Genomic DNA, 19,641 nt, shown 5'->3' on the forward strand with positions numbered 1-19,641 from the left:
CCCAAGATCACCCCAATGTTCGCGTCTCCGTCCGGGCGGGGCGGCGGGCCGCGGTCATCCGTGCGGACGGAAGGTGAGGCGCGAGCCGGCCGCCGGGGTGAGGACGGCGAGGCGCGCCCCGCACGGATCGGTCATGACGGCGAAGCGGCCGGCCTTGATGTCGGTCGGCGGGACATGGACGACCGCCCCCAGCACGGCCGCCCGCGCCGCCGCGGCATCGCAGTCGGAGACCCAGAAGTAGGGGATCCAGTGGGGTTCGGAGTGGGCGGGCCACCACTCGGCCAGCGGCACCATGCCCGCCACGGACCACTCTCCGACCTTCCAGTTGGTGTAGTCGGGCGCGAGGTAGGAGCGGTCGACGGCCCTCCAGCCGAAGACCTCCCCGTAGAAGCGCCGGGCGCCCTCGACGTCGCGGACGGCGAGCTCCATCCAGCACATCGCGGACGGCTCGTCCACGACGCCCGCCCCCTGGAAGTCGTAGGGGTACCAGAGCGCGAAGTCGGCGCCCTCGGGGTCGGCGCAGTGGGCCATCCGCCCGAGATTGGAGATGTCGGTGGGCTCGCTCAGCTCCTGCCCGCCCATGGCGAGCACCCGGTCGAGGGCGGCCTGGACGTCGTCGGTCCGGAAGTAGCACGTCCACGTCGGCTCCATCGAGTCGTCCGCGAGCGGCTCCATGCCGGCGACCTCCGGGCCCTGGACGCCGCCGAGGGTGAAGATCGAGTAGTCGTTGAGGTCGCCCGCCAGCGTGTAGACGTCCCAGCCGAACAGGTCGCGGTAGAACCGCTGGGAGGCGCGCACGTCCGGGGTGACCAGTTCGACCCAGGCGGGATATCCGTGGGCGTATGCGGTTACTTCGGGCATCGCCGACCCGCAAAAGTTCGCATATGCCCACATTACGGACCGCCGCGCAATTTCCAGGGCCGCGAAGACCCAAGATCACCCCAACGTCGGCGGTGCGCCCGGCCACGGCTCGTTTCCGACGCTCTCGACGGTCTGGAGGAGCCCCCAGACGAAGTGCGCGACGAGGACGGCGCCGTCCGGGCCCGTGATCGTCGCGTGCCACCGGCTCGGGACCTCGCCGTCCTGGTGCGCGACGGCGCCGAAGCGCGCGTCCACGTCGCCGGCGACGCAGGACCACGGGACGAGGTCGTCCACGGTGTCCAGCCGCGGGACGGGCACGCCCTCGTCCCGGACGAGCCACTCCTGCATGACGGAGCCGTCCGGCCCCATCATGATCTCGAAGCGCAGGCCCGGCCACAGGGGGAAGGGCGGCCACCAGGCCACCGCGCAGGCGACGTCGCCGATCGGGCGCTCCTCGACCGCGGCGGGCGGGCCGAGGACGGCCTCGTAGCGGCGGCGGCCGCGCGGGAACGTCCGCGACCGCAGGACGCGCTGCCACCGGGCGTTGACCTCGCGCATCTCCGTGCGCGAAGCGCCGAGCGACCGGATCGCGTCCTCGACGAGGCCCGGCTGGTAGTCGGCCATGCGCCGCAGCAGCACGAGCTGGAACTCCCGCCGGGCGAACCCCTTCACCGTGCCGCTCCCCGAACCGGCGGGCGGGCGGTCAGGACTTGCGGGCGCCGATGGACTTGGCGATGGTCGGCCAGCTGCGGACCAGCTCGATGCGCCAGTACTTCCAGTTGTGCATGCCGGGCCCGTACAGGTGGGAGGTGACCGGCACCCCCGCCTTCCGCGCGGCGGCGACGAAGTTCTCGTTCATCGTGCCGGCGAGCTGCTCGCCGATGCGCCCCGCGTCGTGGGGCGGGGTGTCGGCCTTGTCGTAGGGGCCGGGCTGCCCGTTGCCGGACGAGACGTAGACGCCGACGCCCTTGAGCCTGGACACCATGACGGTCGCGTCGTGCGCCCGCCAGTTCGCCCGCGCGGTGATCGGGTCGCCCCAGATGGCGGTGCCGGCCTCGCGGTTCATGGACGTCAGGATGACCGGCATGCCGGGCGCCGTGATGTTGAGGGCGCCGCTGTAGGAGGCGGCGTACTTGAACATGCGGTGCCGCTCGGCGTAGGTGATGGCGCCCTGCCCGCCGGACGACAGGCCGATCGCGGCGCGCACCGACCCGGCGTGGAAGTTGCGCTCCATCAGCGGGATGACCTCGCCGATGTGGAAGGTCTCCCACTCGGGGATGCCGCCCTTCCCGCCGTTGTACCAGTTGGTGTAGGACCCGTTCCAGCCGCCCTCGGGCATCACGACCATCGCGTCGTAGGGACCGATGACCTGCTCGATGTTGGAGTCCTTGGTCCAGGACAGGTAGTTGTTGTTGCCGCCGTGGTAGGCGTACACGACGGGCCACGACCTGGTGGCGCCGGCCTTCCAGCCCTTGGGGACCATCACGCGGGTCTTCACGGCGGCGCCCAGCGCCGGCGAGGCGATCGTGACGTCGAAGATCCGCGAGTTGATCTTCTTGACGCCCGTGATCGAGGCCCCGTCGGGGGCCTTGGCGTACTTGCCCGGCGAGGTGCCCGACGGCATCTGCGGCTTCTTGCCGCGGTTGCCCGCGTTGCTGTCGGGGTCGGTGGGGCTCGGCGTCCCTCCCCCGGTGCGGAACGGGTTGCTGTTCAGCGGGATGCTGGGCAGCTTCGCCGCACCCGGCGACTTCGTCGGGGAGGCGGACGCGCCGCCGGGGACCGACGGCTGGGTGGCGGGGCCGAACGAGGGGATCGGCTTGGAGTTCCCGCTGGCCTCCGACCTGCCCTTCGGGACCCCCACGCCGGCCTGCGCGAGGCCGACCATGACGGCGGGCAGCAGCACGGCCGCCGCCGCGGTGCCCGCGATGGCGATCTTCCTGTCGGTACGCTTCTTCATGACTCCCCAGCCGCTCGGGCCACGCCAGGCCCGACGCTCCGCTCGCCCGACGAAACTACTGTCCCCGCCGTCACAGCCGCAAGTATTGGCAGCGGATGCAATAAAGGCGAGATGATCCGTGACGCTGCGCCACCGGCCCGTGCCGCTACCCCCGCTTCCCCGGACGGATGGACTGGGCGTGCCGGAACACGTTTCCCGGATCCCAGTGCCGTTTGACCTCCTGGAGTTTCGCGTAGGCGTCCTTGTAGTAGAGGGTCTCCCACGTCTGGGACGACTCGTTCCAGCGCCCGTCGTTCAGATCCGCGTCGGGATAGCCGATGTAGCAGCCGTCCGTGGTCTCGCCGTCCGCGACGGGGACGCCGCCGGTCGCGGCGAACGTCGCCTTGTAGACGTCCCGGATCCACGCGATGTGCGTGTCCTCGTAGGCGTCATTCTGCGTCCAGTACACCTGGTACTGCAGTTTCATAATGGAATCGCGCTGCCGCGCCGCCGTCTTGTGCAGCGGCCGGTTGATGGCGCCGCCGTACGAGTCGACCTGGATGAGCGCCTGCTTGTTCACGTAGTCGGTGTACTTCTCCTTGCCGAGATAGGCCCACATCGCGTCGATCTGTTGGCGGGTAAACGGTTTGCGCATGTAGGCCGACTTGTACTTTCCGCAGCGGTTCTCGCCGCTGGCGTTCAGCGCCTGGGTGGCGGTCAGCCACGGCATCACGCGCGGGATCTCCAGGTGCACGAAGTGCTCGCCCATCATCGTGCGCATCGGTCTCGCCGACGGGCCGATCCGCCCGTCGAGGGCCACGATGAAGTCGGTCATCGCCCTCGCCCCGTCGGGGTCGTCCACGTCCACCTGGGCCAGCAGCCCGATCTGGCCGTTGCTGACATGGTTGAGCTTCAGCATCGCGAAGAGCTTCCCCGCCGCCGAGGACGGGTCCTGGTGGTCGCGGAAGTACTCGCCGTACGCCCCCAGCAGGGCGGCGAACTCGTCCTTGGTGAAGTCCTTCCAGTCCCACGCGAGCGCCGTCAGCAGCACCTGCTTCGGCGGCTGCGGGAGCCCCCGGAACCAGAACCGCGTGACCACGCCGAAGTTCCCGCCCCCTCCCCCGGTGTGGGCCCACAGCAGGTCGCGGAGCCACCGGTCGCCGTCGTCGCGCCGGGCCACGACCAGCTCGACGTTTTGGCGCTCGTCCACCACCGCCACCTCCACCGCGTAGAGGTAGTCGACGGTGAGGCCGTGCTGCCGCGACAGCAGCCCGAACCCGCCCGCCGGGATGTGACCGCCGAGCCCGACCGAGTAGCACGACCCGCCGGGCAGCGCCTTGCCGCTGATCGGGTACAGGTGGCTGTAGACGTGCCAGTTCGTCGCCCCGGCCTCCACGCAGTACGCCTGCATCGCGGGGTCGTAGGACACCCCGCACATCGGGCTCACGTCCAGGATGACCCGCACGTCGGAGCCGCAGACGAAGTCCTCGTAGCAGTGGCCTCCGGCCTTCACCGTGATCCGCGTCCGCCGCGGGTCGGCCGGCCGCTCGCGCACCGCCTCGGCGAGCGCCGTCCGCGCCTCCTCGGGCGAGCGCACCAGCCGCACGTACTCGGGCTCTCCAATCCACCGCTGGTTGAACCCGCGGCTGAGCGCCGGGTACCGCCGGTCGCCGGCCCGGACGGTCGTGCTGGGCAGGGTCGGGGTCTCACTCATCGGGGCATCGCCTCCGCGCACCTCGGATATGGGATGCGAGGACACCTTCCCCACCATGTCATAAAGTAGTCGATCAGTAACGAACAGTTAGCATCTTGGTGAGGTTTTCGCTCGGCGCGTCCCACTCGCCCGCAAGTCGCGGTGCAACGGCGGAAAGGGGGGCCCTCTCCGCCGTTGCGGATCAGCGGAGGCGTCGGCCGCCGCTGGGTTGGGTCAGCGGAGGCGTGCGCCGCCGCTGGGTTGGATCAGCGGAGGCGTCAGCCGCCGCTGGATTGCGTACCGACCCGCACGGCGCCGCCGGCGGGTTCCTTGAGCAAGGAGACCGCGAAGGCGGCCACGGTGATCAGGATGATGCCCGCCCACTCCGGGAAGAGGGCGAGCCGCTGGTCGGAGTCGATCCAGCCGAGCGCGGCGCCGGCCATCCCCACCAGGGCATGGACCGGCGACGAGAACGACTGCATGATTCCCACGTCCTGCGTCGAGGAGCGGCGCAGGGCGGCGTTGACGCACACGACCGGCAGCACCAGCGTGAGCAGACCCGCCGGACCGGCCGCGTAGAACAGGTCCAGGGAGATCCACCCGTTGCCCCGCGCCTTGAACACCAGCGCGAGGAGCAGAACCGCCGCGATCAGGTTGGCGACGGCGGCGCCCTGGTCCTCCAGTCCGTGCTTCTTCATCTGCCCCAGCATGGTGACCGTGTTCCAGACGCAGAGCGCACTGATCAGGGCCCACAGCATCCCCACGGACTCGCCCGGCGAGGGCCGGTTGAGCATGACGACTCCGAACCCCACGAGCACGCGCCCGCAGATGTGCTGGAGTCCGTACGCGGTGGTCCGGTAGGGCCAGATCTTCTCGATGCCCACCAGCAGGTAACCGATCACCACGACGGCGGCGACGGTGCCCAGCGTCAGGTGGTCCACGGCGTACGGGTAGCTGTACGCGACGGCCGCGTTCCCTCCGGCGAGGAGGGAGATCCACAGCCACATGACAGCGGGGTAACGCCTGAACGGATTCCGTCCGGTGAACAGCATCACCGCGCAGAGCGCGACGGCGCCGACGGCTTGCATCGGCGCCGCCACCACCAGTGCCGAGTGGCCCGTCGTGAAGGCGTAGCCGACGGCCGACGACACCAGGGCGGCGATGACGAGACCCCGGCCGGCGAGCCGGCTGAGGTCGGGCGTAAAGGACATAAGCTCGTGCCCCTCTGGGTTGTGAGAGGCCGAGCGCTCCGCGAGCGGCAAGCCACCGGTTCGCGAACCGGTGGCCTGGGCTCACAGAGCGTTCGACCACCGGTTTCGGAAACCGGCAAGAGGGACCGTGCGGGATGGTGCCGATTTATCAACTACACCGGTCGATAAACCATGAAATGGTGCTGGGCGGGCGGCGAACCGGGCATGGCCTCACAGTGAGCGACCCGCGTCAGGATCCAGGATGCGACGGCGGAGGCGGCTCGTCAGCCGGACTGCCGAGGCGCTCCCGCTCGCGACTCCGGACCGAGGTGCGTCATCGCTCCAGGTGGTGGGCGTAGAGGGCGCCTGCCTGGAAGCGGGTGCGGGCGCCGAGGCGGTCGCAGAGGTCGCGGACGCGGCGCTGGACGGTGCGGGTGCTGATGGAGAGTCGGCGCGCGATGGCGTCGTCGGTGAGGCCCGCGGCGAGGAGGGCGAGGACGGCGTCGTCCGGGGCGTCCTCGCCGGGGAGCGGGACGGCGGAGCGCCACAGGGCCTCGAAAAGGGAGACCAGCGCGTCCAGCAGGGCGGACGGGTGGACGATCAGGGAGCTGTCGACCGAGCTGGCGTGCTGGGAGGTGAGCGGCAGCATCGCGGTGCGGCGGTCGGCGACGGCGAGCTTGATGGGCACGGCGCCGAGGCGGGCCTGCTCGCCGGACGCGACGGCGCGGCGGACGTACTCCAGGGCGCGGGGCTCGTCGAGCGCTTCGGGGCCGTAGATGCCGCGCACCGTGATGCCGCGGCGCATGGTGCGCTCCTGCTCGTCGCTCGACACGGCGGCGTCGGTCGCGAACGGCGGCTGGACGAGGACGAGCAGCTCCTCGCGGGCGCCGTTCATGAGTTGCAGGTAGCGGCGGGACACCGCCGCCCGGCCGCTGACGACCTCGACGAGCTCCTCCGGGTGCGGGGCGGCCTCGGCCAGGAGCGGGCCGATGGCGGCACGGCTGCGGGCGATCTCCTCCTGGCGGCTGGCGACGAGGGCCTCCACCGCGACGTGGGGCGGGGTGGCGAGGAGCCGCAGCGGGCGGCCGGCCAGGCGGGTCACGAGTCCGAGTTCCTCCAGGCGCGGCAGGAGGCGGCGCAGGGCCGCGACGGACGCGCCGTGGCGCGCGGCGAGGTCGGCGAGGGTGGACGGGCCCTCCCGCAGCAGGGCGCGGTACGCCCCCTCCTCGGCGGCGGTGACCCCGAGCCCCTCCAGGAGCGGCGAATCGGACACGTCCTAAATCTACGGTGTCCCGGTCCGTTTGACGGGTTCCCGCCATGGCGGAAGCCGCCAGCGCCTTCCCTGGATCGGCCGCGGCGGCCGGCCCGACAATCAAGATCCACTTTTTGGGGAGGGATGGCCATGTGGTCGAGAACCGCGGCGGCCCTGGGGATCGGCGCGCTGGCGCTCGCCGCGCCCGCGGCGGCGGACGCCGGGCCCGCGTCCGCGTTGCGTGCGGAGGCCGGAGCATTCGACGTCACGCTGCCCACCGGTGACACGGTGCACGTCGCGGGGGGCGGCACGACCGTGACGCCCGCGCCGGGACGCGACCCGGCGTTCTCCGTCCGGCACAGCGGAGGCGACCTGTACGTCGTCCCCGCCGACCGGCTCGGTGACGATCCGGAACGGTACAACGTGACGGCGCTGCACGAGCGGCGGCCGGCCGCGCCGGAGCCGAAGGCGAAGGCGTCCGGCGAGCTGGTCACCGTCCGGGTGAGGAGCATCGCGCGGGACGGGCGGCCCGGCCCCGGCGCGGTCGGCTTCCTGAACGTGAAGGACGCCTCGCTCGGCAACGCCCACCGGCCGCTGCCCGGCGACCCGGACGGCCCCTGCACCGACGAGGGCTGGAACGACTCGAACTGCGTCCGGCTGGCGCCGGGGACGTACTCCGTCATGGGCGTCGTGAAGACGATGCCGTCGTGGGCGCCGAGCACCGACGGCGGCAAGCCGCTCGACTACAGCCTCGTCGGCTACCCGGAGATCGAGATCACCGGGGACACCGAGATCGTGCTGGACGCGCGCAAGGCGCGGGAGGTGACGGTCCGCACGCCCGAGCACGCCACCGCGCCCGGACCGGGGGCGGTCAGCCACCTGATGTGGACGCGCGGCACCGCGAACGGTCAGGCCGTGGACGAGGGCGTCTACCTGGGCGACGGATCGATGCTGGAGGAGCGGGTGTTCCTCCAGCCGACCGAGCGGGTCCGCACCGGGACGTTCGAGGCCTACACGCGGTGGCGGCTGGAGGCGCCCGCGATCACGATGCGGGCGGGGAGCCGGGCGCTGCGCCCGCAGTACTATCCCGCGGCCTACTTCAGCGACACCTCGGACCAGTTCCCACGCCTCGACGGCAGCGCGGAGATGCGGGTCGCGGACGGGGACAGGCCGGGCGCCGACCTGCGCGGCCGGCTCGCCCTCGTCCAGCGCAGGGACGGCGTGCCCGTCGCCGAGCAGGTCGAGAGGGCCGCCAGGGCGGGTGCGCGCATGGTCGCCGTCTACAACGACGCTCCCGGCGTGAACGACGACCCGGGCGGCTACGGGAGGCCGCTGAAGGTGCCCGCGGTCCGCCTGTCCCACGAGGAGGGACGCGCTCTCCTGCGGGAGCGGGCGACGGTCACGGCCAAGGGCATCGTGGACAGCCCCTACCAGTACGACCTCGTGTTCCCGGAGGAGGGGCGGATTCCCGAGAACCTGGACTACGTCGCTCGCACAAGGGATCTGGCGCGGATCGACAGCGCCTACCACGGCGATGGCGCCATGACCGCCGCGCGCTACAGCAAGCGCCCCTGGGAAGAATTCGCCCTCGCGTACGCCCACCCGGTCACCGGAACTCCGAGAACGCGCGTGGAGTACGTTTCAGCCGATCCGAAAACGCAGTGGTCCGCGATGGCGGTCACTCCGGAGCAGCCTTACAACAACGCTTTCCCCGGCCCGGAGACACCGCACGTCGTGCTCGGCGAAACGAAATGGTCGTCGTACAGGGCGGGGCAGCGCGACGCGCACAGCTGGAACAAGGGACCGCTCACCGGCGGCGTCAGCGCGCAGTCACCGATCGTCCGCACCGGCGACCTGATCCGGCTCCGCGTCGGCCTGGCGGACGCGGCACGCAATTTCTCCGACGTCTACTCCAGCTCCTTTCCGAATGGCTTCGCCACCGACTTCCGCGTCCACCGGGACGGCGAACTGATCGCGCAGACGGCCTACAAGCCGAACGGCACCCTGATGACGACCCCGGAGGACGCCGAGTACCGGGTCGAATTCGACTTCGCCAACAGCGCCCCCTGGGCCCGGCTGTCCACGCGCTCCAGAACGTCGTGGACGTTCCGTTCCGCGCGCACGGCCGATCTCACCGTCCTTCCGCTGCTCCAGGTGGGTTACGACGCGGCTCTCGACCCGCAGAACAGGACGCGCTCCAGGACGTTGAAGCTCACGGTCGCCCACCAGGACGGCTCGCCGGCGCCGCTGCGCCGCCTGTCCCTCCAGACGTCGTTCGACGACGGCGGGACCTGGACGGACGTCCCGGTGCGGGACGGCGTCGCGCGCCTCCACGGGAAGGGGGCGGTGTCCCTGAGGGTCACCGCCGAGGACGGCCGGGGCAGCTCGATCACCCAGGAGACCATCCGCGCCTACGAACTGCACTGACGGCCGAGCGCCGTGACCCCGGCGGAGGGCCGGGGTCACGGTGCGGGGGCGGGTCCGGCCGACGTCAGGACCGGGCTCCCGCCCTGCCGGGGATCAGGGCTGCTTGTAGTCGTACTTGGCCGTGATCTTGGCCGAGGACGGGCAGAGGATGCCGCTCGTCTTGGGGACGACCTGGTTGGTGAAGGTGGCGGTGAACGGGAAGTTCGTGGCCGAGGCGGTGCCGGTCAGGGTCCCGCCGTAGGTGCAGCCGATCGCGCTCATCGAGAAGTTGTTGATCTTGACGGTGGTGCCGCTGAAGGTGCCGCTCCAGGGCAGGGCCCCGGGAGTGACGGTGACCCCGCAGCCGCCGGCGCTCGCGGACGTGTAGGACGCGTTGACGCCGCCCGACAGGACCGTGCCCTTCAGCACGGAGCTGGTGCAGCTGGCCGGGACTCCCGCGTCGATCACCATGGTGCCGTTGAGGGTGGCGGTGAACGACCCGGTGTTGACGGCCAGAGCGGGGGAGGCCGTCAGGGCGACGGTGGCGGTGGCGGCGGCCGCGACCGCGGCCGAGGCGATCGCGGCGGTCTTCGTGGTGCGAGACAAGGGGGGTCCTCATTTCGAACGGTGGGCGTCGCGCCTGCACCCGAAGGGGTGGGGTGGGAGGTCCGTCGATTCGTGCGCGGCTCCGCCCATGGCCGGTGGGGAGGCCGCCGCGAATCGGGGACCGGGCCGGGGAACCGCCCTGTCGCCCTCGACACGGGTTCCAACCGGAGTAGAACGCGTTCTAACAGAGACCATAGACAAGGGCGGTTGGGTGGTCAATACCTGGACGACACTCTGTCATTATCTGAAGATGACACTGTTCATAAAATGCCGTCGCGCATGTCCGTAAGTGGGTATCTATGCAGGATACAGACGTATTTGTGATCAGCGGCCTTCTTCGGCTCCCGTGCCGCAGCCTCCCTCACGCCGAAACCCCGAGAAGAGAGGCAAGGCCGGTAAGAACCGGTTACAGAGCGCCAACGCGGCACCGGGTTTACGAGGGAGCGTCCAGGCGCCTGTGAAATTTCAGATTCGCTCTGATCGGCATTGAAAACTCGGTTCCGTCTCGATGGCGCAGCATCGGTGAGCTGGCGTTTCGCCCGTGGCTCCAGTTCCCGTAACGCCCGCCTGGACCGGTCTCCCGGCCATTGTCAGGCGGGCGGTTCCGGTCCATCGTGACGGGATCGCGAGCGTCCGTGAGCGTCCGCAGGAGACCCCGCCGCGCGACGAGCGGGCGCGCAGAGCCGAACGGCAGGTACCCCGTCATGAGAAGCTCCCGCCGATTGCGTTCCCTGCTCGCCGTCCCGTGGGCGCTGGCGCTGGCCCTCGCCGGGCTCGCGGCGCCGTCCGCCGCCTCGGCGCCCGGCCCCGAGACCGCGGGCCAGTACGTCGTGACCGGTCCCCGGACCGGCCAGCAGCGCAGCCAGGTCGCCCGGACCGGAGCGGCGATCGGCGCCGTCCGGGCGGGCGGGCTGGAGGTCAGCGCCCTCCCGTCGGAGGTCAGGGCCATCCGGCGGCTCGGCTTCACCGTGAAGCCGGCCCCCGCGCGGACCGCGGACCCGAGCGCGGCCCCGAGCACCGCGGCGACGTCGTACCACACGTTCGCCGAGATGCGGCAGGAGGTCGACTCCGTCGTCGCCGCCCACCCGCAGATCGCCCGCCAGTTCGTCGTCGGCAAGTCCTACCAGGGCCGCGACATCGTCGGCGTGAAGATCAGCGACAACGTGGCGACGGACGAGAACGAGCCCGAAGTGATGATCATCGCCAACATCCACGCGCGCGAGCGGCTCACCGCCGAGCAGGCGCTCGACTACATCGGGCAGCTCACCAGCGGGTACGGGTCCGACAGCCGGATCACGAACCTGGTGAACACGCGCGAGATCTACGTGATGCCGATGGTCAACCCCGACGGCCAGGTCTACGACATGACCAGCGACACGCAGCCGGGGCGGATGTGGCGCAAGAACCGCCAGCCCAACCCCACGTCCACGGGCACGGACCTGAACCGCAACTTCGCCTACAAGTGGGGCTGCTGCGGCGGCTCGTCCGGCAACGGCTCCAGCGAGACCTACCGGGGCACCGGCCCCGAGTCCGCCGTCGAGACGAAGGTCCTCGCCGACTTCGTGCGCAGCCGGGTCGTGGGCGGCAGGCAGCAGCTCGGGATGTTCCTGGACATCCACTCGGACGCGGAGCTGGTGCTGTGGCCGTTCGGCTACACCTACAACAACACCGTGCCGGGCTCGATGTCCGCCGACGAGGAGGCCGCCCACCGCACCATCGGCCGGGAACTCGCCTCGACGAACGGCTTCGCCCCCGAGCAGTCCAGCGACCTCTACATCACCGACGGCACCACGGACGACTACACGTGGGGACAGCAGCGCATCTTCTCGTTCACGTTCGAGCTGGCCGGAGGCAGCTTCTACCCGCCGCCGTCCGCGATCGCCGGTGAGGTCCAGCGCAGCCGCGAGGCCCTGCTGCGGCTGGCCGAATACGCCGACTGCCCCTACCGGGCCATCGGCAAGCAGAGCCAGTACTGCGCCTAGCGGCGGACGGCACGCCGGTCCGGCCCGCGACGGGGCGGACCGGCGCGTCAGCCGAAGCGTTCGCGCAGGGCCGGCAGGAGGTCCGCCTCCGCCCAGGTCCGGAAGTCCTTCTGGTGCTCCGGACCGGACTGGCAGAACGAGATGTGGGTGAAGCCCGCGTCGGCCCACTCCTGGACCGCCTCGACGTAGTCGTCCACGTCGTCGCCGCACGGGACCGACTCCACGACGTCCTCCGGGCGGACGGTCTTCGTGGCGGCCTCGAAGTTCGCCGGACCCGGCAGCTCGGCCATCACCTTCCACGCCGGGGCGGAGAACTTCCACGTGCTGTGGGCGCGTTGCCTGCACTCCTCATAGTCGTGCCCGAAGGCCACGGGGATCTGCCCGTAGACGGGCTTGCCCGCGCCGCCCTCGTTGCGGAAGAGCTCCACGACCTCCGGCACGGGCTGGTCGGAGATGAGAAGGTCCGCGTGCTCGGCGGCGAGCCGGCCGGCGCGCTTCCCGAAGGCCGCCATGCCGATCCGGACGGGCTCGTCGGGCAGGTCGTACAGCTTCGCGGAGTCGACGGTGAAGTGGCGGCCCCGGTAGTTGACGTAGTCGCCGCCGAACAGCGCCCGGATGATCTCCACGGCCTCGGCGAACATCTCGTGCCGGACGTCCACCGACGGCCATCCGCGCCCCACGACGTGCTCGTTGAGGTTCTCCCCCGCGCCGAGGCCGAGCGTGAACCGGCCGTCCGACAGCACGCCCATCGTGGCGGCCTTCTGCGCCACCACGGCCGGGTGGTACCGCATGATCGGGCAGGTCACGAAGGTCATCAGCGGGATGTGGCGGGTGGCCTGGGCGAGCGCGCCGAGCACCGACCAGGCGTAGGCGGAGTGGCCCTGGCTCTCCAGCCACGGGAAGTAGTGGTCGGAGATCACCGAGTAGGCGAACCCCGCCTCCTCGGCCTCCACGAGGTCGGTGACCAGCTGCTTGGGCGGCGTCTGCTCGCAGAGCAGTGTGTATCCGAATTCCATGTCAGATCCCCAGCAGGTCCGTCAGATCGTCGGCATGCTCTTCCTCTTCGGCGAGGATGTGCTCCATCAGCCGCCGGGTCGTCACGTCGCCGTCGCCGAGCCAGCGGATGATCTCCTGGTAGGACTCGATGACGATCCGCTCGGCGACGAGGTTCTCCTCCAGCATGCTCCTGAGGTCGTTCTCGTCGAAGGTCTTGTAGGTGGTGTGCGAGCGCTCGGCCAGCGTCTTCGGGTCGAAGTCCGGCTGCCCGCCGAGCTGGCTGATGCGCTCCGCGGCCCGCATCGCGTGGCCGCGCTCCTCGTCGGCGTGCTCGCTGAACTCCGCCGCCACCTGCGCCCGGTCGATCCCGGTCGCGCTGATCGCGTGCTGCGCGTAGCGCATCCAGCACACGATCTCGGTGGCGAGGACGTCGTTGAGGACGCCGATGACCTCCTCGGCGCGTCGGCCGTACCCCGCGGTCACGGGCCCGTCGGTCATCTTCGCGCGGGCGCGTTCCCGGATCGCCGCGACGTCGATGCTGAAGCTGCTCTCGGCCATGCACTCCTCCTGATCAGCGCGAATGTGGGGTCCCTACCCATCACGGGCCACTCATGCCTGTGCGCCGGCGCGAGGCACCCGCTCCCCGGAGGGTCACTTGGCCACCGTCCGTCACATCTGCTATACGTAGAGCTACCTCGCTCCGACCTGGGGCGAGGGAAGGGACATCCGGTATCCACCTTGAGATCCGGGCGTGACAAGGAAGAAAAGGAACCACATGAAGTCCTTCAGCTACACCGAGCTGGACAAGCTCGCCGGTGAGGTCCTGCCGGAGCGCGCCGTGCTGTCCACCCTTCTCGTCGGGGGCGGCGAGAACGAGAACGTCAACATCAACCACGGCGGCGGCAACGGCGGCACGACCGCCATCGTGAACGCCTGCCAGAGCCAGCAGACCCGTCCCGACAGCGGCCTGCTGCAGCTCGTCGGCCTGCACGCGCAGACCGACGCCAGCTCGCAGTCCTGCGTGCCGGGCGCCGCGATCTCCGGCCACTGAGCCGAGCGCGTGTAACCGCGGGCTTCTGCCCGCACTCGGAAGGGCTGGCGGCTTCCGCCAGCCCTTCCCCCTTCCCACAGCGATGCGAAAGCGATTCCATGAGCTCTTCCAACCCTCAGCGGCTCACCTACGCGGTACTGGACCGGTTGACCGCCGAGGTCCTGCCGCGACGGCTCGCGCTGTCCGCCGGGACCGGCGGCGGCCACCACGGCGGCGACACCGAGGTCTTCTACGCCTGCCAGGCCACCCAGTCCGCCGGCACGTCCGGCCTGCTCGGCACCGGTCTGCTCGCCGAGGCTCCGACCTCCACGGTGTCCTGCATCCCCGCCGTCGTGGTGCACGACAACCGATGAGCGCGCCCGCCGCCCTCGCCCTGCCCGCCCTGGTGGACGGCGCCGAACTCGTCGGCGAGTTCAAGAACTCCGGATACCGGGAGCCGCCGCAGCTGGTCCGGCTGCCGAACCGGCAGCTCGTCCGGCTGCCTCCGCTGCTGTTCCTGGTCGCCAAGGCGCTGCACGAGCACCGCCACCTGGCGGGCGAGGGCGACGTGGCCGCCTCTCTCGCCACGGTGGCCGACTCGGTCAGCCGGGAGGCGGGCGCACGGCTGTCCGCCGAGCAGATCGTCTACCTGGTGGACCGCAAGCTCGCCCCGCTCGGCGTCACCACCTTCAGCGACGGCACCGCGCCGCGGAGCGTGCGGTCCGACCCGTTCCTGGCGCTCAAGTTCAAGATCGCCGTGTTCCCCGAGTCGGTGACCTGGGTCATCGGAGGCCTGTTCGCCTGGCTGTTCCGCCCCTGGGTGATGGCCCCGGTGCTCGCCGCGTTCGTGGCGGGCGAGTACTGGGTGCTCACGTCCAAATCGATCGCCGACGCCATGTCGACGGCGATCCTCAAGCCGGTCAGCATCCTGCTGGTGATCGCGCTCGGGATCGCCTCGTGCGCGTTCCACGAGGTCGGGCACGCCTCGGCCTGCCGGTACGGCGGCGTCCGCCCGGGCGTCATGGGCTGCGGCATCTACCTGGTGTGGCCCGCGTTCTACACCGACATCACGGAGTCGTACCGGCTCGGCCGCGGGGGTCGGCTCCGCACCGACCTCGCCGGCGTCTACTTCAACGCCATCTTCGTCATCGGGCTGACCCTGCTGTACGCGCAGACGGGGTTCGCGCCGCTGCTCGTCGCCATCGTCTACGTCAACCTGGAGATCGTGCAGCAGCTGCTGCCGACGCTCCGGTTCGACGGGTACTACATCATGTCGGACCTCATCGGCATCCCCGACCTGTTCCGGTACATCGGGCCGATCCTGCGCCGGACGCTCCTGCGGCGCCCCGCCGACGCCCGGCTCGAAGACCTCAAGCGCTGGCCCCAGATCTTCGTCACGGTCTGGGTGCTGACGGTGATCCCCATGCTGGCGTTCCAGATCGTGCTGATCATCACCCAGGTCCCCCGGCTGGTGGCCCAGGACTGGGGCATGATGCGCCGGCTCGCGCACGCCGCCGCCGACGGCGTGGACCCCCTCACGCTGCTCACCTCCGGGCTCCAGATCGTCCTGCTCGTCCTGCCGCTGGTCGGTGTGGCGTTCATCCTGTACAGCCTGGTCCGCGGGGTGGTGCGGTGGGCCGTCCGGTACGTGAACGCGCCCGTCGCCGAGGTGGCCTCCGGGACCTGACAGACCCCTCTCGCCAACGCGCCGGGTGCCGCCAGGGGGGCACCCGGCGCGTTCTTTTCCCGTTCCGGGGAAAAGCATTTTATAAGCTTTTCCGGTCGCGCTTCGGACCGTGAGGGCCCGGGAATCCCCGGGGACGGGGAGAGAAACTCCACGTAAAGGATCTCTTCCTTTCCCAAGGCCGGCCCCTCCTCGCCGCCGGTGTCTCCGGAAGGCCCCGCGTTGCTCCGTCGCCCTGCCCCCGCCGCGTGGCTGGGGGCCTTCGCGCTCCTCCTGCCCCTCGCGCTCGCGGACCGGTCCGCAGCGGCCGCCCCGCCCCGCGCCGAGGTCGTCGCCGAGACGGCCGTCGCGCCCCGCACCCTGGACCTGACCATCGCCTCTCCCGCCATGGAGGGCCGCCAGAAGGTGCGGCTCCTGCTCCCGCCGGGCTGGTCGCGGGACGCGGGGCGCACCTGGCCCGCGCTGTGGCTGCTGCACGGCGGCGTCGACGACCACACCGCCTGGACGCGCGACACCGACGTCGCGGAACTCACCGCCGGCGCCGGGATCATCGTCGTCATGCCGAACGGCGGCCGCTGCGGCAATTACTCCGACTGGTGGAATTACGGGAAGGGCGGCCCGCCGCGCTGGGAGACGTTCCACATGACCGAGCTGCGCGGCATCCTCGAACGCGACTACCGCGCGGGGACGCGACGCGTGATCGCCGGGAATTCCATGGGCGGCCTCGGCGCCCTGCTGTACGCGGCGCGGTTCCCCGGCGCGTTCGCGGCCGCGGCGGCGTTCAGCGGCTACCTCGACACCCTGTACGGCCACGAGCCGGGCGACGACTCGACCGGCTGGGGACCGTCCCTGGCCTGCCCCGGCACCGACTGGCGGCGGGTGTGGGGCGACCCCGACGGCCAGGCCGGGATCTGGCACGCCCACAACCCGGCCGACCTCGCGGGGCGGCTGCGCGGCGTCCGGCTCTGGGTGGCGAGCGGCAACGGGAGGGCCGGGTCGCTCGGCGGGCTGCCGTTCACCGACCCGGTGGAGGCCGGCGCGAACGACCACGCGCGCGCGTTCGTCGACCGGCTGCGGGCACTCGGCGTCCCGGTGACCGTCCGCTTCTTCGACGGCCAGCACGACTGGCCGTACTGGCAGCGCGACCTGCACGAGGCGTACCCGATGCTCCTGGACGCCCTGGGCCTCGGCCCCTGCCCCGGGCTCAGTCGTTCTTGAGCCGCTCCGCGGGGTCTTCCAGGCCGAGGGGCCCGTGCCATTCGAGCAGCAGGACGGTGGCGTCGTCGTCCAGGCGCCCCGCGTGGTGCTCCAGGATGCTGTGGACGAGGCGCCGCAGCGTCTCGGGGACCGACAGCCCGTCGGCCTCGCGCCGGATGATGAAGTCGACGAACCGGTCCAGCCCGAACTCCTGCTTGCTGGGGTCGCGCGCCTCCACGATCCCGTCGCTGTAGAACAGGATCCGGTCACCCGGTTCCAGCTGCTCGCCGCACAGCTTCGGCTGCACGCCGAGGCCGGTGCCGAGCGGGGTGCCGGGCGGGCATTCCAGCGTGGTGACCCACCGCGACCCGCGGATGACGACCGGCGGGGGGTGCCCGTTCGAGACCCAGGACAGCTGCCCCGAGGGCAGGTCGAGCTCGGCCAGCACCCCCGTGACAAAGCGCCCGCTCGGATCCCGTTCCAGGAGCGCCGCCTCGACCGCCTGCGCCGTCTCGACGAGCCCGGCGCCCTGGATGCGGGCGTTGCGGCAGGCCGCGACGGCGAGGTTGGAGGTGAGCCCGGCAGCGGTGTCGTGCCCCATGGCGTCGAAGATCGTGAGATGGACGGTGTCGCCCGCGAGCGCGTAGTCGAAGGTGTCGCCGCCCAGCATGTAGGCCGGCTCCAGCGCGGCGCCGATGACCACTTGGTCGTTGGCGAAGGTCATCGGGGGCAGCAGCCGCCACTGCATCTCCGCCGACACGGTCATGTCCCTGGTCCGCACGAGCCGGGAGAAGGAGTCGCTGTACGGGCCCTTGCTGACGATGATCAACGCGACCAGGCCGGCCAGGGACTCGGCCTCCTGGTAGGCCCGGGCGTCGTCGCGGCGGACGGTCACGCGCAGCACGCCGATCCGCTCGGCCCCGTCGAGGATCGGCACCCAGTACTGGCAGTTCCCGCCGTCGAGGACCTGCCCGGCCGTGGGTTCCATCGTCTGGAAGGCCCGGCCCGCGACCGTCCCGTCGATTCTCAGTTCCGGGGTCTCGGCTCCGGGGTTCCGCCCGGCGTCCGGGCCCTCGCCCGTCAGCAGCCGCAGCACCGTCTGCTGGAGGTCGACGACGTAGATGATCGCGTCATGCAGGCCGCGGGCGCCGGCGTGCCGGGCCACCGCGCCCGGCAACTGCTCCATCGACATCAGATGGCTGGCCGCCAGCAGCTCTCTCAGCATCGGTTCGCCGCCCTGCCTGCTCGGGTTCTCGGGGGTCGTGCACTCCACCGTCCCGCGGGCGGACCACCTCTCACCAGGACCGCATTCCCCCCTTTTCGCAGGACACTACCCTCCCGCGGCATGTCCATGTGGCATCCGGTCCGAGGCGGGCCAGACGTAGGGCAGGTCGTCGGGCACGCCGGGGAACAGGGGGCGGTAGAAGCCGGGGTCCTTGCGGACGAGCGCCGACCGGTGGCTGAGGTGGAAGGCGCGGTCGCCGAGCCAGGGCGGCAGCTCCCCCGCCGCGGCGAGCCGCTCCTGCGCGCGCGGGCCCCGGACGCCCCGCACGTCGGCGAGCTCGGCCGTCAGCGTCGCCGCGCAGGTGTCGCCGTGGCCGAGCCCGCACCAGCGCCCGCAGATCTCCAGGCCGTACCGGACGAGCGCCTCCTCGTACCCCGTCCACATGAGCGCCGCCGGGTGGCGCCGCCAGCCGTAGCCGGGCACGGTGAGCGCCCGCAGGACCTGGACGGTCTCGACACGCTGCTTGCCGAGCCGCCGCCGGTCGAGGACGCCGGCCGTGGCCGCGAAGTCCGCGTACGGCAGAAAGGTCTGCACACCGCCCCCCGGATATGCCCCGTCCGGCATACCTACCCGGCGGTACACGGCGGACGCGTCGCGCCCGAGGTCAGGTCCGGGACGGGGAGGGACCGGAGGGCAGCAGCGCGGCGATCTCGGGCTTCAGCAGGCCGCGGACGTTCGCGTAGGAGGTGCCGAAGTTCAGGTTGCCGCAGCCGTCGCTGCCTCCCGCCAGGAAGGAGAGCTCGAATCCGGAGGGGGTGAAGAACGGGAACAGGAACGGCACCTGGCCGAGCGTCGCCGGCCGGTCCCTGCGCGGGGAGAAGTCGGCGAGCTCGAACGGACCGTCGGGGCCGCAGTCCTGCCACCGGCGCTCGTTCGGAGCCGGCTTCTGCGGGACCAGGGAGTTGAGCCGGCGCACGCCGTCCGCGGTCAGGGTCGAGGGCTGGAAGACGTCGGCCGCGGTCAGCTTGCGCCCGGTGCGCAGGTCGACGGTGACGACCTCGCCGCCCGGGGAGCCGTCCGCCTGCTGGCAGTTGTCCGACAGCATGAAGTAGCGGACCGACACCAGGCGGGGACCGCGCAGCCCGAGCCTCGTCTCGGTGCCGAGCTTCACGGGCTTGCCCTTGCAGTCGACCTGGGAGGCGAGCCGTCTCGCGGAGGCGACGAGCCGGTCCACCGGCCCGCGGAGTTCGGCGTTGACGCGGCGCTCCAGGGCGGGGTCCTTCAGTCCGGTGACCTTCGGGTACCGCGCGTTCTGGACCACGATCGCCGGGCCGGTGAGCTTGCGGTTGTCGGCGACGAGGGTGACGACGGGGGCGGGTGCGGCGGCGGGCGGCTGGGGTTTCTGGTCCTGCACCGCGTAGACGACGCCGCCCGCCGTCCCCGCGACCACGGCGGCGCCCGCGGCCGCCATCGTGCCCTTGCCGACCGCGGTGGCGAGGAAGCCCTTGCTCACCGCCGCGCCCGTGGTCCCCGCACCGCCCGCGCCGCCCGCACCGGCCGTGCCCGCGGTGCCCGCCGCGCCC

Annotated in this window: 17 protein-coding genes and 1 pseudogene; 6 read left to right on the plus strand and 12 right to left on the minus strand. The window is 71.4% G+C overall.

The annotated features are described in order from the left end of the window. Positions 1–54: 54 nt before the first annotated feature. The 6 genes from ABD944_RS32840 to ABD944_RS32865 form a co-directional block, all read right to left on the minus strand. Positions 55–861: a VOC family protein gene (locus ABD944_RS32840; protein ID WP_345183338.1), complete on the minus strand. Its 807-nt coding sequence runs from the start codon at positions 859–861 to the stop codon at positions 55–57. Between the two features lie 75 nt (positions 862–936). Further along, positions 937–1,533 carry a hypothetical protein gene (locus ABD944_RS32845; protein ID WP_345183340.1) on the minus strand — a complete coding sequence of 199 codons (597 nt, stop codon included), beginning with the start codon at positions 1,531–1,533 and terminating at the stop codon, positions 937–939. 31 nt (positions 1,534–1,564) lie between these two features. Further along, positions 1,565–2,818 (minus strand): alpha/beta hydrolase, encoded by a 1,254-nt coding sequence (locus tag ABD944_RS32850; RefSeq protein WP_345183342.1) that lies wholly within the window; start codon positions 2,816–2,818, stop codon positions 1,565–1,567. A gap of 145 nt (positions 2,819–2,963) precedes the next feature. Further along, a complete protein-coding gene (locus ABD944_RS32855) occupies positions 2,964–4,511 on the minus strand; it encodes an FAD-binding oxidoreductase (RefSeq protein WP_345183344.1) in 1,548 nt (515 codons plus the stop codon). A gap of 257 nt (positions 4,512–4,768) precedes the next feature. Beyond that, complete coding sequence (locus tag ABD944_RS32860; protein ID WP_345183346.1) at positions 4,769–5,701, minus strand: DMT family transporter; 933 nt, start codon at positions 5,699–5,701, stop codon at positions 4,769–4,771. Positions 5,702–6,014: 313 nt separating this feature from the next. Then, a complete protein-coding gene (locus ABD944_RS32865; RefSeq protein WP_345183348.1) occupies positions 6,015–6,953 on the minus strand; it encodes a helix-turn-helix domain-containing protein in 939 nt (312 codons plus the stop codon). A gap of 129 nt (positions 6,954–7,082) precedes the next feature. On the opposite strand from ABD944_RS32865, the gene ABD944_RS32870 reads away from it, so the two are divergent. Beyond that, positions 7,083–9,359 carry a PA domain-containing protein gene (locus ABD944_RS32870; protein ID WP_345183350.1) on the plus strand — a complete coding sequence of 759 codons (2,277 nt, stop codon included), beginning with the start codon at positions 7,083–7,085 and terminating at the stop codon, positions 9,357–9,359. Between the two features lie 93 nt (positions 9,360–9,452). Here the strand turns inward: ABD944_RS32870 and ABD944_RS32875 are convergent, their stop codons facing one another. Next, positions 9,453–9,944: a hypothetical protein gene (locus ABD944_RS32875; RefSeq protein ID WP_345183352.1), complete on the minus strand. Its 492-nt coding sequence runs from the start codon at positions 9,942–9,944 to the stop codon at positions 9,453–9,455. Between the two features lie 704 nt (positions 9,945–10,648). On the opposite strand from ABD944_RS32875, the gene ABD944_RS32880 reads away from it, so the two are divergent. After that, a complete protein-coding gene (locus ABD944_RS32880) occupies positions 10,649–11,926 on the plus strand; it encodes a M14 family metallopeptidase (RefSeq protein ID WP_345183354.1) in 1,278 nt (425 codons plus the stop codon). Positions 11,927–11,973: 47 nt separating this feature from the next. Here the strand turns inward: ABD944_RS32880 and ABD944_RS32885 are convergent, their stop codons facing one another. Then, positions 11,974–12,942, minus strand: a complete 969-nt coding sequence (locus ABD944_RS32885; protein ID WP_345183356.1) for a TIGR03557 family F420-dependent LLM class oxidoreductase — start codon at positions 12,940–12,942, stop codon at positions 11,974–11,976. 1 nt (position 12,943) lies between these two features. Continuing rightward, complete coding sequence (locus tag ABD944_RS32890) at positions 12,944–13,480, minus strand: ferritin-like domain-containing protein (protein WP_345183358.1); 537 nt, start codon at positions 13,478–13,480, stop codon at positions 12,944–12,946. 217 nt (positions 13,481–13,697) lie between these two features. On the opposite strand from ABD944_RS32890, the gene ABD944_RS32895 reads away from it, so the two are divergent. From ABD944_RS32895 to ABD944_RS32910, 4 genes are all read left to right on the plus strand, one after another. Beyond that, the gene (locus ABD944_RS32895) at positions 13,698–13,973 is read left to right on the plus strand and encodes a hypothetical protein (protein ID WP_345183359.1); all 276 of its coding nucleotides are present in this window, start codon (positions 13,698–13,700) and stop codon (positions 13,971–13,973) included. Between the two features lie 98 nt (positions 13,974–14,071). After that, positions 14,072–14,326, plus strand: a complete 255-nt coding sequence (locus ABD944_RS32900; RefSeq protein ID WP_345183361.1) for a hypothetical protein — start codon at positions 14,072–14,074, stop codon at positions 14,324–14,326. Next, positions 14,323–15,639, plus strand: a complete 1,317-nt coding sequence (locus ABD944_RS32905; RefSeq protein ID WP_345183363.1) for a hypothetical protein — start codon at positions 14,323–14,325, stop codon at positions 15,637–15,639. The genes ABD944_RS32900 and ABD944_RS32905 overlap by 4 nt, the downstream gene beginning before the upstream one ends. Positions 15,640–15,858: 219 nt before the next feature. Next, the gene (locus tag ABD944_RS32910; RefSeq protein WP_345183365.1) at positions 15,859–16,854 is read left to right on the plus strand and encodes an alpha/beta hydrolase; all 996 of its coding nucleotides are present in this window, start codon (positions 15,859–15,861) and stop codon (positions 16,852–16,854) included. Here ABD944_RS32910 and ABD944_RS32915 read toward each other — a convergent pair. The 3 genes and pseudogenes from ABD944_RS32915 to ABD944_RS32925 all read right to left on the minus strand — a co-directional run. After that, a complete protein-coding gene (locus ABD944_RS32915; RefSeq protein WP_345183367.1) occupies positions 16,841–18,058 on the minus strand; it encodes a PP2C family protein-serine/threonine phosphatase in 1,218 nt (405 codons plus the stop codon). The genes ABD944_RS32910 and ABD944_RS32915 overlap by 14 nt on opposite strands. Before the next feature lie 105 nt (positions 18,059–18,163). Then, positions 18,164–18,652: an MSMEG_6728 family protein gene (locus ABD944_RS32920; protein WP_345183369.1), complete on the minus strand. Its 489-nt coding sequence runs from the start codon at positions 18,650–18,652 to the stop codon at positions 18,164–18,166. A gap of 70 nt (positions 18,653–18,722) precedes the next feature. Beyond that, positions 18,723–19,641 (minus strand): annotated as a pseudogene (locus ABD944_RS32925) (hypothetical protein); the annotation flags it as partial.

It is taken from the genome of Actinomadura verrucosospora (genome assembly GCF_039540335.1).
Classification (GTDB): domain Bacteria; phylum Actinomycetota; class Actinomycetes; order Streptosporangiales; family Streptosporangiaceae; genus Spirillospora; species Spirillospora verrucosospora.